General features: G+C 33.6%; 18 protein-coding genes. 17 read left to right on the top strand and 1 reads right to left on the bottom strand.

Annotated elements, in window-relative coordinates:
* Window positions 1–8 precede the first annotated feature (8 nt).
* Genes PHF25_02560 through PHF25_02545 form a run of 4 tightly spaced genes read left to right on the top strand, consistent with a single transcriptional unit; the run spans window position 9 to window position 4,628 of the window.
* Complete coding sequence (locus PHF25_02560; GenBank protein MDD4526902.1) at window positions 9–812, top strand: MBL fold metallo-hydrolase; 804 nt, start codon at window positions 9–11, stop codon at window positions 810–812.
* A 45-nt stretch (window positions 813–857) separates the two neighbouring features.
* The gene (gene dnaB / locus PHF25_02555; protein ID MDD4526901.1) at window positions 858–2,204 is read left to right on the top strand and encodes a replicative DNA helicase; all 1,347 of its coding nucleotides are present in this window, start codon (window positions 858–860) and stop codon (window positions 2,202–2,204) included.
* The gene (locus tag PHF25_02550; protein MDD4526900.1) at window positions 2,194–3,693 is read left to right on the top strand and encodes a hypothetical protein; all 1,500 of its coding nucleotides are present in this window, start codon (window positions 2,194–2,196) and stop codon (window positions 3,691–3,693) included. The genes dnaB and PHF25_02550 overlap by 11 nt, the downstream gene beginning before the upstream one ends.
* Window positions 3,693–4,628 carry a WYL domain-containing protein gene (locus PHF25_02545; protein ID MDD4526899.1) on the top strand — a complete coding sequence of 312 codons (936 nt, stop codon included), beginning with the start codon at window positions 3,693–3,695 and terminating at the stop codon, window positions 4,626–4,628. The genes PHF25_02550 and PHF25_02545 overlap by 1 nt, the downstream gene beginning before the upstream one ends.
* A 143-nt stretch (window positions 4,629–4,771) precedes the next feature.
* Here the strand turns inward: PHF25_02545 and rpsT are convergent, their stop codons facing one another.
* Window positions 4,772–5,035, bottom strand: coding sequence for a 30S ribosomal protein S20 (gene rpsT, locus PHF25_02540; GenBank protein ID MDD4526898.1), 264 nt, complete (start codon window positions 5,033–5,035; stop codon window positions 4,772–4,774).
* 131 nt (window positions 5,036–5,166) lie between these two features.
* Here rpsT and PHF25_02535 point away from each other — a divergent pair, with 131 nt between their 5' ends.
* From PHF25_02535 to PHF25_02475, 13 genes are all read left to right on the top strand, one after another.
* Window positions 5,167–5,976, top strand: a complete 810-nt coding sequence (locus PHF25_02535; protein ID MDD4526897.1) for a hypothetical protein — start codon at window positions 5,167–5,169, stop codon at window positions 5,974–5,976.
* A 66-nt stretch (window positions 5,977–6,042) separates the two neighbouring features.
* Entirely contained in the window at window positions 6,043–6,621 is a 579-nt protein-coding gene (locus PHF25_02530; protein MDD4526896.1) for a hypothetical protein, read from the top strand.
* A 68-nt stretch (window positions 6,622–6,689) separates the two neighbouring features.
* The gene (locus tag PHF25_02525) at window positions 6,690–7,253 is read left to right on the top strand and encodes a hypothetical protein (GenBank protein ID MDD4526895.1); all 564 of its coding nucleotides are present in this window, start codon (window positions 6,690–6,692) and stop codon (window positions 7,251–7,253) included.
* Between the two features lie 8 nt (window positions 7,254–7,261).
* Window positions 7,262–9,301 (top strand): ATP-dependent DNA helicase RecG, encoded by a 2,040-nt coding sequence (gene recG / locus PHF25_02520; protein MDD4526894.1) that lies wholly within the window; start codon window positions 7,262–7,264, stop codon window positions 9,299–9,301.
* 304 nt (window positions 9,302–9,605) lie between these two features.
* Window positions 9,606–10,529 carry a DNA adenine methylase gene (locus PHF25_02515; protein ID MDD4526893.1) on the top strand — a complete coding sequence of 308 codons (924 nt, stop codon included), beginning with the start codon at window positions 9,606–9,608 and terminating at the stop codon, window positions 10,527–10,529.
* 23 nt (window positions 10,530–10,552) lie between these two features.
* Window positions 10,553–11,317: a hypothetical protein gene (locus PHF25_02510; GenBank protein ID MDD4526892.1), complete on the top strand. Its 765-nt coding sequence runs from the start codon at window positions 10,553–10,555 to the stop codon at window positions 11,315–11,317.
* A gap of 1 nt (window position 11,318) precedes the next feature.
* Window positions 11,319–12,107 carry a DNA methyltransferase gene (locus tag PHF25_02505; GenBank protein MDD4526891.1) on the top strand — a complete coding sequence of 263 codons (789 nt, stop codon included), beginning with the start codon at window positions 11,319–11,321 and terminating at the stop codon, window positions 12,105–12,107.
* Window positions 12,108–12,413: 306 nt separating this feature from the next.
* Window positions 12,414–12,845 carry a GatB/YqeY domain-containing protein gene (locus PHF25_02500; protein ID MDD4526890.1) on the top strand — a complete coding sequence of 144 codons (432 nt, stop codon included), beginning with the start codon at window positions 12,414–12,416 and terminating at the stop codon, window positions 12,843–12,845.
* Window positions 12,842–13,969: a serine hydrolase gene (locus tag PHF25_02495; GenBank protein MDD4526889.1), complete on the top strand. Its 1,128-nt coding sequence runs from the start codon at window positions 12,842–12,844 to the stop codon at window positions 13,967–13,969. Before PHF25_02500 ends, PHF25_02495 begins: the two co-directional genes overlap by 4 nt.
* Window positions 13,970–14,062: 93 nt before the next feature.
* Window positions 14,063–14,875, top strand: coding sequence for a 3-deoxy-7-phosphoheptulonate synthase (gene aroF, locus PHF25_02490; GenBank protein MDD4526888.1), 813 nt, complete (start codon window positions 14,063–14,065; stop codon window positions 14,873–14,875).
* 9 nt (window positions 14,876–14,884) lie between these two features.
* A complete protein-coding gene (gene aroB / locus PHF25_02485; GenBank protein MDD4526887.1) occupies window positions 14,885–15,922 on the top strand; it encodes a 3-dehydroquinate synthase in 1,038 nt (345 codons plus the stop codon).
* Window positions 15,897–16,532 (top strand): type I 3-dehydroquinate dehydratase, encoded by a 636-nt coding sequence (locus tag PHF25_02480; protein ID MDD4526886.1) that lies wholly within the window; start codon window positions 15,897–15,899, stop codon window positions 16,530–16,532. The genes aroB and PHF25_02480 overlap by 26 nt, the downstream gene beginning before the upstream one ends.
* On the top strand, window positions 16,532–16,716 hold a 185-nt coding region (locus PHF25_02475; GenBank protein MDD4526885.1), incomplete at its 3' end, for a 3-phosphoshikimate 1-carboxyvinyltransferase. The genes PHF25_02480 and PHF25_02475, both read left to right, overlap by 1 nt.

Below are 16,716 nucleotides of genomic sequence, written 5' to 3'. Positions count from 1 at the left end.
TTTCTTATATTCCCTTTTTTAGTGGTAGTTCAGGAAACTGCACGCTAGTTGAGACCAAGAAAGCTAGAATTTTAGTTGATTTAGGCGTCTCTTATAAAAAAATAGCGAATAGTCTGAATGCTTTTAATTTAAGTGGAGCGGATATCCATCGAGTTTACATTACTCATGCACATGCGGATCATGACCAAGGACTTTTAATGTTTATGAAAAACCATCCAACCGAAGTGTATACTAGGGAAGCGACTAAGCAAGTTTTAATAAAAAAATATCCTGGTTTAGCAAAGTTTGAACAACGTATTAAGATATTAAATGGTTCGAAAGAAGATCAAATTCAAGACTTAAAGATTTGTTACTGCAGACTTCCTCATCAAGGGAGGGGCTTGGACTACGATGATACTGGTGAGCATATTGGTTTTGTTTTTGAAGCCTACGGCCATCGAATGTCATTTATGACAGATTTAGGACATTTAACTAACAATATGAAGAATTTTCATCGTAACAATGATGTTTATTTCATAGAGGCTAATTATGATTTGGATATGCAAACTATTTCCAGTAGACCAGATTTTTTGAAAAGAAGAATTATTGGTGACCATGGACATTTGTCTAATTCGCAAACAGCTGAGTATTTATATGAGCTAGCAGACTCTAATAAAACAAAGCATGTGTTTTTGGCTCACTTAAGCCGTGATTGTAATAGTGCAGAATTGGCGATAAGTACAGTTAAACAAAAACTAAAAGCACATCCAATAGGGGATAAAATAGAGATTCATACAGACCAGTTAAAGAGATATTTCATTAAAGCGACTTAAAAAAATCCCTTTACTTGGGGTATAATAACTTTATCGGAGGAACAGATGGCAGAACTAGAAAAGAAAACACCACCACAGAATATAGATGCTGAACAATCAGTTTTAGGTGCAATATTAATAGATTCAGAAGCAATACAAAAAATAATAGAAATATTAGTGCCTGAATATTTTTATAAAAATGCACATCAAATCATTTTTCAAACAATGCTCGACTTGTTAATGAAAGCTGAACCTGTTGATTTAGTTACCTTAAGTGAAAAACTAAGAATATCTAATGATTTAGAACGTGTGGGTGGCATGACCTATCTTACGGATTTAGTTGATGTTGTCAGTACTTCGGCAAATATCGAGTATTATGCAAAGATAGTTGAAGAAAAAGCAATATTAAGAAACCTGATTACTACTGGCTCTAACATCGTAGAACAAGCATTTTCGGAGTCACTTGAAATTACCGATATTTTAGATTCAGCTGAACAACAGATATTTAAAGTAGCAGACAAGAGAATGAAAAAAGGGTTTACTCATATTGGGAATATTCTTGGTTCTGTTATGGATGAGATTGAGGCTATGTATAATAACGAGATAAGTCTCTTGGGGCTTTCCTCAGGGTTTGTCGATTTTGATAGAATTACTTCCGGTTTTCAAAATTCTGATTTGATAATTTTAGCAGCCAGACCAAGCATGGGTAAAACAGCGTTAGCGCTTAACTTTGCTATGGACGCTGCTGTTAGACAAGGGAAGAGCGTAGGGATTTTTAGTTTGGAAATGTCCAAAGAATCGCTGGTAAGTCGTATGCTCTGTGCTCATGCACAAATAGATTCCAATAAACTTAAAACAGGTAATTTACAGGATAATGATTGGAAAAAACTAATGCGTTCATTAGGCAAGCTAGATGAAGCAAAGATTTATATTGATGACTCAGCATCCATGACTGCATTAGAAGTTAGGGCAAAAGCAAGAAGGATACAGGCAGAAAGAGGATTAGATTTAATTGTTATCGACTATTTGCAATTGATGCATGGAAGTAAGAAGAATTCAGAAAATAGAACGCAAGAGATATCCGAGATAGCAAGACAGGTTAAGGCTATTGCTAGAGAGCTTAAGGTGCCCGTCATGGCTCTTTCTCAGCTAAGCAGGTCCATTGAGCAGAGGAATGATAAAACTCCTAAATTAAGCGATTTAAGAGAATCAGGGGAAATTGAGCAGACAGCAGATTTGGTGGTGTTTATTCATCGAGAAGATTTTTATGATCATCAAAACGCTGGACCCAATAGTTTAACTGATATTATTATTGCAAAACATAGAAATGGCCCAACAGGTAAATGTCAGCTTGTGTTCCAAAAAGATATCACAAAGTTTAGGTCCAAAGAGACAACTGTAGATGAGCAATAGATTAAGTTTTTTTTTAATCTTACTCTTATCAACATTTAGTTTTTGTGAGCAAATAAAGGATGTCGACAATAATGTTTATGTGACTTCAGATGCTTTTAGAATAAGAGCTGATGAACAAGTGTTAGTTCTTTCCAAAAATGTTCAAATAAAGAGTTATTCTTATCAGTTTAATAGCGATTTAGTTGAGTATTCAATGGATAAAGATATTTTTCATTTTCAAGATAAATTCTCTATTATCTATAAAGGTCAGGAAATCCAAGGTCAGAATTTGGAACTTAATAATAAATCAAAAATGCTTACGGCCAACAATGTTCTGATGAATTTTGATAAATATTTAATTAAAGGCTCTACTCTGAAGACAGTTAGGGATGAGTATCATTTAGATAATGTTAAGGTTACGGCTTGTGACGGTGATCCACCTGTTTTTTATATTTCTAGTGGGCAGATGGTTATGTATCCTAAACTAGGCTTTATGGTTGTCTTTAATTCAATTTTTTATGTTTACAATATTCCTGTTTTTTATTTTCCTGCTTATTTCATGGGTGGGCATCAATATAGTAAAGTAAGTGAATTTATTCCTGAGTTTGGTAGCAGCGAAGTGGAAGGAAATTATATAAAAGAGCGAATTCCTTATTATATAGATAGTCGGAATAGTGGTTCCTTTTTTTTGGGATACTTAGAAAAGTTTGGGCCTAAATTAGGTTTTGAACATTTTGTTATTTTAGGGCCGAAGAATTTGCTGAATGCTTCGTTCTATTACAATCCTAAGTTTTTACAGGGCGGACTAGAATATTCTTACGATTTTTTTCAAAAAGAAGAAGACAATAGTGGGTATTTATTTTGGTATTTGTTTGATAAAGACAAAATAGATAATAGTAGCTTGAAGTTTAAGCTTAAATGGTATCAGAAAGAATTGGTTAATAATTGGTTTGTAGACCAAGTTCCTAGGTCAAGATTAGAAAGCGTTTTTAAGATGGGTGCGAATAATACTGTACAAGTAAATTATGAGTATGCACAGTTAAAGGAATTAACCTATAGCACTGGTGTCTTGATTTCTGATTGGAGAAGACAGATAGATGCGAGTTTGTTAACTGGGTTATCTTTTGGGATATTTAATGTGAACAATAGTCTTTCAGGGTTAAAAAGCTTTTATAGTGACAGCAGTCACTCTAGGGCATGGGATAGCGTAAGTCTTATATTTCCATACGATATTTTTGAATTTTCAGTTGGTTCTGAGTTTGTTTTAGGATATGAGGGGACGTCTCCTTTTAAACATGATTTGTATGAGATTAGTGATGAAAATAATTTTTTGTATGGTATGAAAGCATTATTGCCATATTTTTTATTTGAATTTGAGGCGAAGAAAAAATGGTCTGGAGATTATTATCAGAGGAAGTATACGTTTAAACTACCTTTTCATAATTGTGTTGATTTTAGTTTTTCATATGATGACATAAAGGACCAGTTTAGTGTAGTATTTAAAATGTAATGGTTAACGAATCTTACCTTCGAATATTAGAAATAGATAAATTATTAAGAGCCAGCACCTTCCCAAACTGTCAGACATTACAGCATTTTTTTAATGTTTCAGATAGAACTATTTTAAGAGATATTGATTTTATGAAGAAATCTTTTAAGGCACCATTAAGGTATTCTAAAAGTAAGAATGGTTATTATTATCATCAAGAATTTAAGTTAGAAGATATTTCCTTAACAGAAGGAGATTTAGTTTCATTGTTACTAGGTAGAGTAGTTCTTGAAAACTACAAAGATACTCCCTATTTTGCAATAATTGAGGGTGCGTTTAAAAAAATTTCTTCTGTTTTAGATGAGAAAATTGATTTCAGTTCTTCAACTTTTTCGATGGATTTAAAACTAGCTGATAAGATAAATGTTGATAAAAGATATTTTTCAAGACTTAGAACAATTGCTTTGGCAATAGAGGATAGGAAGATGTTAAGCATTGTGCATTTAGATCATGCTTCAACTAAAAAATCAGTTAGACTAAACGTAAAACCTTTAAAGTTAACATTTATGTTTGGTGAATGGTTTTTGATTGCCTTGGACGAGAAAGATAACGAAGCAAAATACGCTCTTGATAAGCTAGTAGAGTTAAGAATATTAAAAAAAGGGTTTGATGTCGAGCAGAAGCAAGAAGCCCTGTCTATTAATCAACCTTCTTTAAAAGTAGTTGTTCGGTTTGCTAAAGAGCTAGCTGAGTTTGTAGCAGAAAAGGTTTCCGGTCAATCTTCTGATGTGACAATAGATGATAAAGGGAGAGCATTATTAACTTTTACCTCTAATGATATCGAAGGAACCTACCGTTGGTTATTGTCTTTTGGTTCTCAAGCTGAAATTCTCGAACCGATGGATATTCGGAGAAGAATGAGGAAAAATTTATTAAACATGATAAGTATGTATTAATCGCCGCACCAGCAAATTTGCTTTATTTATCCTTCCCTTTTTAAGGGACGGTGGTGGATGAGCTTTAGCTCAGACGGAAAGGTGAATGTATAAAAAAAGCCACTAAATTTTTAGTGGCTTTTTAAATTTGATTCTAAAAATAATTATTCCGCTATTTTGTTTAGCTTTTTTGTTAATCTTGATTTGATTCTATTTGCTTTGTTCTTGTGAATGACGCCTTTAGTTGCAACGGTATCTACTACTTTAATTGTATTTTTTAAGATCTCATTACTTTTTTCATCTTTTGCTGTAATAGCTGTAATTGCTTTGATAATGCTTGATTTCATTTTTGATTCTTGTGAAGCATTTATTTCTTTGTTTCTTTGTGCTATTTCTATTCTTTTAATTGCTGATTTACTGTTCGCCATTTGTACCTCTCTTATATGAAATATCTTAATTAGTTATTTTAAAAGCAAGTTGTATGATAGCAGAGAGCAGTAAATATTGCAATAAGCTACTATTCGTTGCAATATTCGCTGTTTATTTACGATAAATTTATATGAAATTTAAAGTAATAGCTATTGTTAATCGGATTAGTTTAAAAGCAAGAATCGTCAACTTATTTGACTCAATTAGTGTCCCTTCACCAATGTTGCCATCATGGATGACGGATTATAGTGTTTCAGAGTTTATAACACGTGGGTTTGATAACTTAGATTCAATTTGTTATAAAGGTGAGCTTTCCAGGGAGTTACAGTCCAGAACAGATAAAGGTAAAACAAAGGTGCTTTTTGTTGGTGTTGGAAGAGGAAGAGAAGCAATCGAGGCACAACAAAGGTTCGGAGACAATTTAGAAGTAACTGCAATTAACAAAAAACGTGGTGAATTTTTTAGTGAAACTGGTTATAAATGGTGGGCATCGCAGCATAATTTAAAGTTGAGCAAGGAGGATGTTTTAGCTTTCAGAAAGGTACGCGCCAATCTTTTGATTTTGGATTTGGAAAAACAGTTGGATAAATTGAAAACAAAGTTTGATATGGTTATTTTTGGTTGGGGTGTTTCTGAATATTTATGGGATTGCGTGAAACAATATGATGTTCTTCTTCATAATAATTTAACAATAGGTGGTTCGTTATATACTGCAATGAACTCGTTAGTTCTTGTAGATTCTCTTGGTGAAAAAATAGAGTGGTCACATTCTTGGTTAAAGCGTTTACCAGAAGATTCACCAATTAAATTAATAGGTGCAGGTGTTGCGATTAAAGCAGGGGCAAAAATACCGTTTGAGCATTATGACTCATGTTATGAAAAAGAACCTGCAAAAGCAATTCCTAACGTATTGTCTAAATATAGATTGATTGAAGACTAGAAATTCTTATTTTTTTACTGTTATAATAAGTTTATACGGTTATCCGTAAAAAATAAGGAGGAAAAAATGAAAAGATTAAGATCAGTTGTTTTATTAGTTACAGTTTTGTTAATGACCACAATGTCCTTTTCTTTATTAAGAGTTGAAGGTACATATTCTGCTTTTGCAAAGCAGTCAGGCTTAGGTTTAGGTGTTAGTTTTCCACTTATTCCACTTGTAGACACTACTTTATATGTTCATATGTTAGGTGATGCAGATATTTCTGGTACTGCTGATTTTGATGGTTTTACTTTTTCGGGGACAACCGAAGTTAGTTCTACTGCGTTAGAAATGCAGGCAAAGCTTCCTCTTTCCTTGATGGATGTTAACTTTGGAGCTACGTTTCTTATGGATTTCATGAATGGGAAAGAGCCAACTTCACAGAAGGATTTTATTTTTATTAGTGGTATGTATGCTGGGGTGTTTGGTTATTACCAGAAACCTGTATCACCATTAATTTCTCTTTTTGGTCAAATGGGTCTACTTGTTAAAGTAGTAGATGGTGCAAAAATTATTAATGACCAAGCTACTGGTGCTGGAATAAATTTAGGAAACTTGGATCGTTCAGGTTTTTATTTCAGAGCTGGAATAGCAATAGGTCTATAATATAATTAATGATTGAAAGATGGTGTGGAAACATCATCTTTCAAAGAAGAAAGAATAGGTGAGATAATTTGGTAAATCCAATTTCAAACGCTCCGCAGATGCCAAGTATGGCTCCAAAGCCAGGAGTAATTCAGCAAAGTCCAGTTCATGCTAAACCAGTAGATCAGACTCAGCCGCTTATGCCTAATCAGCAGATGCCTAATATTATTCAACAAACCCAAACACAAGCACAGCAACAAGTTGCTCAGCAGCCACCTTCACCAGCACAAACCGCACAGGCAGGGCAGGCAGTTTCCGAAAAAGTTATAGAAAAAAAGAACAAAGAAGAGAAAAAAGTAGAGATTGATAAAAAAGTAGAAGAAAAGGCTACTCAGGGGATACGTGACAAATCACAGGAAAAAGAAATAGTTAAGAACATGAAGAAAACTATTGAAAATGAAGCTAAAAATGTTGCCAGAAAAGTTAACAGAAGTGCCTTGAAGTATATTTTGAAGAATACTGATTGGATAGCACAAGACAAAGCTGCCGAGGCTGAAGAGTTTCTGACAATTAAGGTTCCAAAAGTGCTTGCTGATGAGCTTACTCATATTCTGAGTGATGTGTTAGGGCTAGAGCAAGTAGAAGAAGCTTAAACAATTGGATGGATATTCAGTATGTTAAAGGTGTTGGTCCTGCTTTAGCAAAAAAGATAGAAAAATTAGGACTACTTACCACTAAGGATTGTTTGTCTTTTTTTCCCTCATCTTATCAAGATAGAAGAAATATAAAGAAGATATACCATTTAGTTCCAGGCGAAGATACCTTTGCGATAGGAAAAATTTCTCGCATTTTTGAATATAAAAAAGGTAAGTATCACATCCTAAATGTGCTTTTGGATGATAGCACTGGTGAAATGCAAGCAACTTGGTTTAATCAACCATTTTTAATGAAGGTATTTAAGTCTGGCATGAAAATTTTACTTTCTGGGAAAATCGAGATAGACCCATTATCGAGAAAGAAAACCATGAAAGTGAGTGACCATGAAATTGCCACAGAAGATAATGTTGATAAAATTATCCCCATTTATCCTTTAACAAAAGGCGTTTATCAGAAACAAGTTAGGATGATTGTTGAGCGGTCACTGAAGTATGAGATTAGAACACTGATTGATCCTTTACCAAAAGAGTTAAGGGAGAAACACTCATTAATTAGTCTAAGCCATGCTATTTGGTTCTATCATTATCCGAGAGACAAAGATAGTTATCTTTCAGCCAAGAGGCGTTTGGTCTTTGAGGATTTCTTTTATTTACAGTTAGCGCTTATGTTAAATAGAAAGAAGGATCGGGATAAAGAAGAAGGCATTCTTTTTGAATTAAAAAACACACTTAGTCGTCAGTATTTTGATTCGCTTCCATATAAGCTTACAGTAGCGCAGGAGCGAGTAATTGCAGAAGTTCACAAGGATATGAATTCGTTGCGTCCAATGAACAGAATGGTGCAAGGGGATGTTGGCTCTGGAAAAACAGAGATAGCTATGTCGGCTATTCTTTTAGCAGTAGAAAATAATTATCAAGTGGCAATTATGGCTCCAACCGAGATACTTGCTTATCAGCATTATCAGAAAATGATTCGTTATCTGCTACCCTTAGGGATAAGAGTTGAGCTATTAGTCGGTAGTATTACTGCCAAGAGTAAGGATAGAAGACAATACCTAGTAGCCAATGGTTCTGCACAAGTAGTGGTTGGTACTCACGCTTTGATTCAAGATAAAGTAGAGTTTGCAAATTTAGGACTAGCTATAATTGATGAACAGCATAGATTTGGGGTTTTGCAACGTTCTGCGCTTTGTAAAAAGGCTAAACGAGGAGAAGCTGACTTATTAGTCATTACCGCAACGCCGATTCCTCGTACTTTGACGCTTACTTTGTATGGTGATTTAGATAAGTCTATTCTTGATGAGATGCCACCTGGGCGGACGCCTATTAATACCAGCTGGTTAAGAAAAATTAGTAAACCGTTGCTTCTTAAGATAGAGGAAGAGCTAGAGAAAGGGAATCAAGCTTATTGGGTTTTTCCGTTGGTGGAAGAGTCAGAAAAAATTGATTTGAAAGCAGCGACAGAAGGTTCAGAATTTATTAAAGTTAATTATTTTCCTGATAGAAATGTTGGGCTTTTACATGGGAAGATGAAGCAAGAAGAAAAAGATAAAGTAATGAAAAACTTTAGAGATAAAAAGATAGATATTCTTGTAGCTACAACCGTTATTGAGGTTGGAGTGGATGTGCCTGATGCGACTATAATGGTTATTGAACATGCGGAACGGTTTGGATTGTCTCAGCTCCACCAATTAAGAGGGCGTATTGGAAGAAGCAACAAACCATCTTTTTGTTATTTAATTAGTACATCGAAAACAGAAGTTTCACAGAAAAGGATAGGTGCACTTGTTGCTACAACTAACGGATTTGAGTTGGCGGAAGTTGATTTGGAGCTACGAGGACCAGGTGATTACTTTGGGGCTAAACAAAGCGGATTGCCAACAATGCTAGTTGCTAATCTTATTAAGGATGAAAAAATGATTCATGAGGCAAGGAAGATAGCTGAAGAAGTTCTTGAAAAACAGGATAGTCATGATTATCAATCTGTTTTTGATGAGATGTATAAGAAGCCGAGCTTGCTTGTGGGTAGTGAAGGAATGAATTAGTAAATTAAGGGCTCATTGCCGCCCTTAATAATCCCGCTAGCACTTGAAGCTTCAGCGCTTAGATAATGTAACGCTTATTACACTAACGGACAAATTCGCCTGTCCTGGCTCAGTTGTCCTGAAAAATCGTCCTGATTTTTCTACGCTCCATTCGCTAACATTATCTACAGCTCTTCTCGCACAGTGCCTATAAATACAAAAAAGCATTTGTATAATTGTTCATTAACGTTATTCCGAGTTTACTTCTTGTAAATGTTTGCTTATGATATGGAATAGAAGCACATAGAGATAAAGGTAAATATTAATGAATAAAAAGAGTCAAGTTAAACCTTTCTTGAAATGGGCTGGAGGAAAAACACAACTTATTGAAAAGTTTAAAGAGTTATTTCCTGAAGAGCTCAACGGAAAAGGAATTATTAAACATTACTATGAGCCTTTTTTAGGTGGTGGAGCTGTTTTCTTTTGGGTTGCTCAAAACTGCAAAATAGAAGAATTTCATATTAATGAATTCAATCCAGAAATTTTTGTTTGTTTTGACTCTATTAAGAAGAATGTTGAATCTGTTATAAAAGAACTAATTTTGCTTAAACAAAAATACATAAAACTAAATGAAACGGAAAAAGAAGCTTTCTTCTATGAAATAAGAAATATATATAACCAAACAAAAAAAGAATTTAATTATAAAAAATATGGTAAATACAAGTGGAGCAAAAGAACTGCTTTAACAATTTTTTTAAATAAAACATGTTTTAATGGTTTGTATAGAGTTAATTCATTAGGTGAGTTTAATGTTCCGTTTGGAAGATATAAAAATCCAGAAATTTTTGATGAGGTTAACTTGATGGCAGTTAGTAAACTTTTAGAAAAAACTAAATTAACCAATGATGATTTTGAAATTGTTAAAACTAATATTAAGCCAGATTCCTTTGTGTATTTTGATCCACCATATAGACCATTAAATCAAACTTCAAGTTTTAATTCTTATGCTACAACGGGATTTAATGATAAAGAACAGTTGCGATTGTCACATACTTTCAGAATTCTTGATAAACAGGGCGCTAAAGTAATGCTAAGTAATTCAGATCCTAAAAATGTAAATCCAAATGATAATTTTTTTGAAGATCTTTACAATGGGTATAATATAGTTAGAGTAGATGCAAAAAGAATGATTAACTCAAATACTTCAAAAAGAGGCATTATAAAAGAGTTAGTTATTAAGAATTATTAATAATTAAAAAAGAAGGTATTTAGATGCACGACAAATCATGGGAAAAAATATTTAAAGATTCAAAAATGGATAAACATAATTTTGATGCTTGTCCATTTACTATTAATGCAAGGGATATAAAAAATATTTGTCAGGATTTTAAAGAAACTGGAGAGAAAGAAGTTAGAGTCTTATGTAAACAAGACACAAGAGAAAGTAGACCTCAGGTATTCAAAGATAGAGGATTATTCCTTTTACCAAGAAAAAATGGGGAATATTTAATCGTTAAAGGTGAAGGCTATGTAAATATCCCTGAAATAAAAACGGAAGAAATTATATATGTATCTAAACTAGATTTTAAATTAGATACCACTAGTGTTGGAGATTCTGAAATGCAACATTTAGATTATGCTTACGCAGTAAGTTTAATTAGAACGTTTATGAATGATAATAGTTTGATTTTGACTATTAGAGGCAGAAAATATACGCCCCCTTTTTCTTTTAAAATTGGTCAGCATAAAATTAGTACTGAAAGTGTTCAAACAGAAGTTGATGCTGGGTATGAAGGTAAAGATAAGCTAGTGTTAATTGAAGCTAAAAATGGAAATTCTACAAATACAATTATTCGACAACTTTTTTATCCTTATAGACAATGGAAATCATACACAGATAAAGATGTTTTTACTATGTTTTTTGAAAAACATTCTGATAGTTATTGTATATGGCAGTTTACGTTTGATGATGAGGATGATTACAATAGTATTCGATTAGTTAAAAGTGGTAAATATAAGATACTAGAACGAGAATAGCATGTCAGAAGATAATTTTCTTCCTGAAATCACTACAGCCTGGTCTTTCCCTGAAAGAGGAAACTGGGCAACACATAACCCTAAATATCGTGGAAATTGGGCTCCACAAATACCTAAAAACTTAATTTTAAAATATACAAAAGAAAATGATATTATTTTAGACCCTATGATGGGAGCAGGGACAACAATAATAGAAGCAAAATTACTTAATAGAAACGCAATAGGTATTGATATAAATATTGATGCTGTAAATCAAGCTAAACAGAATCTTGAGTTTGATGTAGATAATAAGTCTAACCAAGATGTAATTGAAGGTGATGTTAGAGATTTAAGTAAATTTAGTGATGATTATTTCGATTTTATTTTAACTCATCCTCCATATTTAAATATCATTAAGTATTCAGAAGGAAAAATTGCAGAAGACCTTTCAAATATAAGTAGTTTAAATAAATTTTTAAATGAATTTAAAGTCGCAGTTAAGGAAATGTATAGAGTTTTAAAGCCAAATAAATATTGTGCAATTCTTATAGGTGATACAAGAAGAAGAAAACATTATGTTCCTTTGGCTTACAGAGTCATGGATTTATTTTTAAGCGAAGGATTTATTTTAAAAGAAGACATAATTAAAACTCAGCATAATTGTAAGGCAACTCCAAGATGGAGCTCTATGGTTTCAAATTATGATTTTTATTTGATAATGCATGAACATTTATTTATTTTTAGGAAGCCTGACATTGATGAAGACATTTCCATTTTTAAGGACAGTTGTTTGTTAACAAGCCTCAATTAATCCTTCCTTTTTAATTTTCATAAAGAATATTTAACTTTCTAAACCTCTACTTTTCAAGAGGCAGTGGCATCATTTTTGCCTTTGAAAACCCAAAGATTATTCCACTGGTGAGGTGGAAGGTGGTAGGCGCGGTCACTGAGCGGAGTCGAAGTGTTAGCCTGACGGAATGGTGATTTCTCTCAGACCATTTACTAAACAAGCACTTAAACGTAAAATAATACCTGTTTAAAATAAACAAAAAAATTTGCATTGTCCCACCTCTTGAGAGGGAGTTAGTGTGAGTGTAAAAAGCCGAAGGGGGATTACATGTTATATATAAAAATTTCTGATGATATGAAAACAGCAATGAAAGCAAAAGATGCTAAGACACTTGAGGTTCTTAGGATGATGAAATCCAAAATAATGACAGTTAATGCTAGGGGTGAAATTTCTGATGAAGAGATTATCAAAATACTTAATACCTATGAAAAGAATCTTAAAGATGCCTTAAAGTTATCAGAAGACAATAACAGAATAGAAGCTGCAGATGAGCTTAAAGTTGAGATAGAAGTTGTGGCGAGGTATTTGCCAAAGAAACTATCAAAAGATGAAACTATAAAAATAGTTGCTGAAGTAATTGCTGAAATGGGTGCAACTAGCAAACAAGAAATGGGTAAAGTAATGGGTGGAGTTATGAAAAAAGGACTTCCTGTTGATAGCCAGTTAGTAAAAGAAATTGTAGAAAGTAAGCTTAATTGAGAAAAGTTTTTTTTGCTTTAGCTCTTTGCTTTGTTTTTTCTATAACAACAGATGTTGTTGAAGAAAACAAGGAGTTAACTACACTTACTAATAACCAAATTGTTTCAACTGTAGACACTGCAGTTTCTCCTGTTATGGAAGAACAGATTTCAAGTGCCGTAGAGTTGATTTCTATTAATGGAAAGCTATTAATGGATTTTCCTTTAACCACAGACCTTAATCTTAGCCTAAATGTAGACTTAGTTGTCTCAGAACAATTTACAGAAGAATTTTCTATTATAGAAAATATTTTCACTACTATTGATGCAAATATAAATACAGATATTGCTATTATGATCGATTGTGATTCTGGTGCTGTTTTGTATGAGAAAAATGCAGATATATACTGGACAGCAGCTTCTTTGTCTAAGGTTTTTTTATTACACATGATTATGCAGAAGGTAGAAAATGGCGAGATTAATTTAGATGATTATCTCGATATTGACGAGGAAGAATGGCTTGGAAATATCCCCGCCGATGCCTCTGTTATGTTTTTAGAGAAAGGGCAGCGAGTTACTTATAGGCAATTGATCCAAGGCTTGTCGGTTGTCTCTGCCAATGATGCTGCTTATCTTTTTGTAAATAAATTGTTTGGTGGTAAAGACAATTATGCAAGAATCGTTAATGATTTTTTAGCTAAACACGGGTTTAATCAGATTCATTTAGAAGAGCCCTCTGGTTTAAGTAAATATAACAGAATAACAGCCAGACAGTTTGCTAGTTTTTGTGAGTTATATCTAAACAAAAATAAAGAATTATTAGAAGAAGTACATTCTTTGCCATCTTTCACCTACCCATTAACAGAAAATTTTGTAGAAGGTAAGAAGTACAAATATAAAACAACAACAATGAAGAATACCAATACCCTTATTGGTCGTTATGACGGTGTTGACGGACTGAAAACAGGTTTTTTGTCAGTGTCTGGCTATAATTTAGCCGCAACTGCAATCAGGGACGGAAAGCGTTTATTAGTTGTATTGCTTGGGAGTAAGAGTAAGGGAAATATAAACGGTAAAGTGGTTTTGATGGAGGACGCAAAGAAACTTTTTGATAAAGGCTTTGAGTCTTTTTCTACAGATAATTAACTGTATTTAAATTTCCTAGATTTTTTCTTAATTAACCCATCAATTCATTTATGCTATAATTCTGACAATATATTGTAATGAGGGGTATTTAAAGTGAATAAACTTAAACTTGGCGGACTAGATAGTAATAAAACCAGAACCATTGTGAAGGTTGGCGATTTAGAGATTGGTAAAGACCTAATTCTTATCGCTGGACCGTGTAGCGTTGAGTCAGAAGAGCAGATAGTAGATACGGCAATGAAAGTAAAAGCAGTTGGCGCAAACATGCTTCGTGGTGGAGCTTTTAAGCCAAGGACTTCTCCTTATGATTTCCAAGGGCTTGGACTAAAAGGTTTAAAGTATTTAGAAAAGGCAAAGCAAGCGTCTGGTCTTCCTATTGTTACTGAAGTAATTGATCCTAGAGATGTCTCTTGGGTTTGTGAGTATGCAGATGTTCTACAAATTGGTGCTAGAAATATGCAAAATTTCTCATTACTAAAAGAAGTAGGAAAAGCAAACAAGCCAGTTCTTCTCAAACGGGGGATGTACTCAACACTAGCTGAATGGTTAAACTGTGCTGAATATATTTTGGCAGAAGGCAACCCAAACGTTATTCTCTGTGAACGTGGGATTAGAACATTCGAAACTTACACTAGAAACACCTTAGATCTAAGTATTATTCCTGCGGTTAAAGAAAACACGCATTTACCTATACTTGTAGATCCCTCTCATGGTACTGGCAGAAAGAGTTTGATAGCTCCTATGGCTTACGCCGCTATTGCAGCTGGTGCAGATGGTTTGATTATAGAAGTACATAACAATCCTTGCGAAGCTTTATGCGATAAGGACCAAGCACTTATTCCTGAAGAGTTTGAGGTTATTGTGAAAGCAGCTTATAAAATTCGTGATTGTATGAGAGCAATCTAGTCTAGTTAAATGAAAAAGTTATCTGTAAAAGGACTACAGGGCTCTTCTAAAATACTTATAGGAGAAAACCTGTCCAATTTAGCCCAATATATTCCTGAAAATAATGTTTTAATCATTACGGACGATATAGTTAATAATTTATACTGTCATTTATTCCCAGCCTTTCCAGTTGTTCGGTTACAACAAGGAGAATCATTTAAAACTTTAGAGTCTGTACAAGCAGTAGTTTCTAAAATGCTTGAACTTGGTGTAGACAGAAGTTGGTTTATTGTAGGAATTGGTGGTGGAATTGTTTGTGATGTAACCGGATTCATCGCTTCTATTTATATGAGAGGATTGCGGTTTGGTTTTGTTTCGACAACATTGCTTTCACAGGTAGATGCCAGCGTAGGTGGCAAGAATGGTGTGAATTTCGAAGGTTACAAAAATATACTTGGGGTATTTAATCAACCTGAGTTTGTTATTTGTGATGCATTACTTTTAGATACATTAAGTGATGATGATATTTTATGTGGGTTAGCAGAGATTATTAAACACGCGTTAATCGCTGATGTGGAAATGTTTTCCATTTTGGAGCAAGAAAAAGAAGATATTCTTTGTTTAGACAATAAATTAATCGAGAAGCTAGTTTATAAATCAGTGAAATTAAAAGCAAGAATTGTAAATGAGGATGAACATGAACAAGGCAACAGAAAACTTCTTAATTTCGGCCATACAATTGGACATGCGATAGAAAAAGTTTACGGAATACCCCATGGACAAGCTGTTGCTGTTGGTATGAAATATGCTATTCGTTTGTCAGTGAACAAAGGCTATTTAAAAGAAAGTGTTGCTAAAAAGATTTTTGATTTAATTCATAGTTATGGTTATCCTGAGCTGAAAATTGATGAGTTAAAAATACTTTCAGCTTTGTTAAAAGATAAGAAAAAAGATGGGGATGACATTTCTTTTATATATTTAAAGGATATTGGAGAGCCCTTAATTAAAAAGATAGCGATTAACGATTTTAAGGAGGATATCAATGAATTGTTTAAGCATAGCCTTTGAGTCAGTAGACAAATCTATCGAAGCGATAAAAGGATTTGAGATAGTTGAGTATAGATTAGATAAAATAAAATTTGCTGGCAGAATGAAAGATTTGTTTGCTGTCAAAGCAATGACAGTCGCTACATATCAACCAGTCGCAGGTGTTGAAGATGAGGTTAGGATAAACGCACTTAAACAAGCGATAGATGCAGGTGCTAATTACATTGATATCGAGATAGAGAATAGCGAGTCGTATAAGGCTGAGCTTATCAATTATGCAAGAGCCAAAGCAACAAAGATAATTATTTCTTACCATGACTACGTCAAAACACCTTTGATTCGAGAACTAGAACAGTTAATGACTTGGGCAAGTGAGTATAACCCAGATATTATTAAAATAGCTTGCATGGTAACTGATCGTAAAGATTCTGCAAGATTGATGTCTTTATATGATAGCGAGTTGAATTTGATTGTTATTGGGATGGGCGAGTTGGGTAGAATTACCAGAATAGCTTCTGTTTTGCTCGGTGCACCATTTACTTTTGTTGCTTTTGATAAAGAAAGTAAAACAGCAGACGGTCAACTGTCAGCAGAACAATTGGCGGATATTTTAGTGAGGATTAAAGCTTAGTGAATAAGACAGTTTCGCGTTCAGAAGTTAAAGGGGCTATTAAGGCGCCAACTTCTAAAAGTTATTTACAACGAGCCTTAGCTATGGCTCTTCTTGCTAAAGGGAAGTCTGTCATTTTAGACCCAAATTATTGTGATGATGTTTTGGCAGCGATTAATGTTATTCAAGACTTAGGTGCAGAAGT

The organism is Candidatus Margulisiibacteriota bacterium (genome assembly GCA_028706105.1).
GTDB lineage: Bacteria > Margulisbacteria > Riflemargulisbacteria > GWF2-35-9 > DYQY01 > DYQY01.
This window is presented reverse-complemented; position numbering and strand designations above follow the sequence as displayed.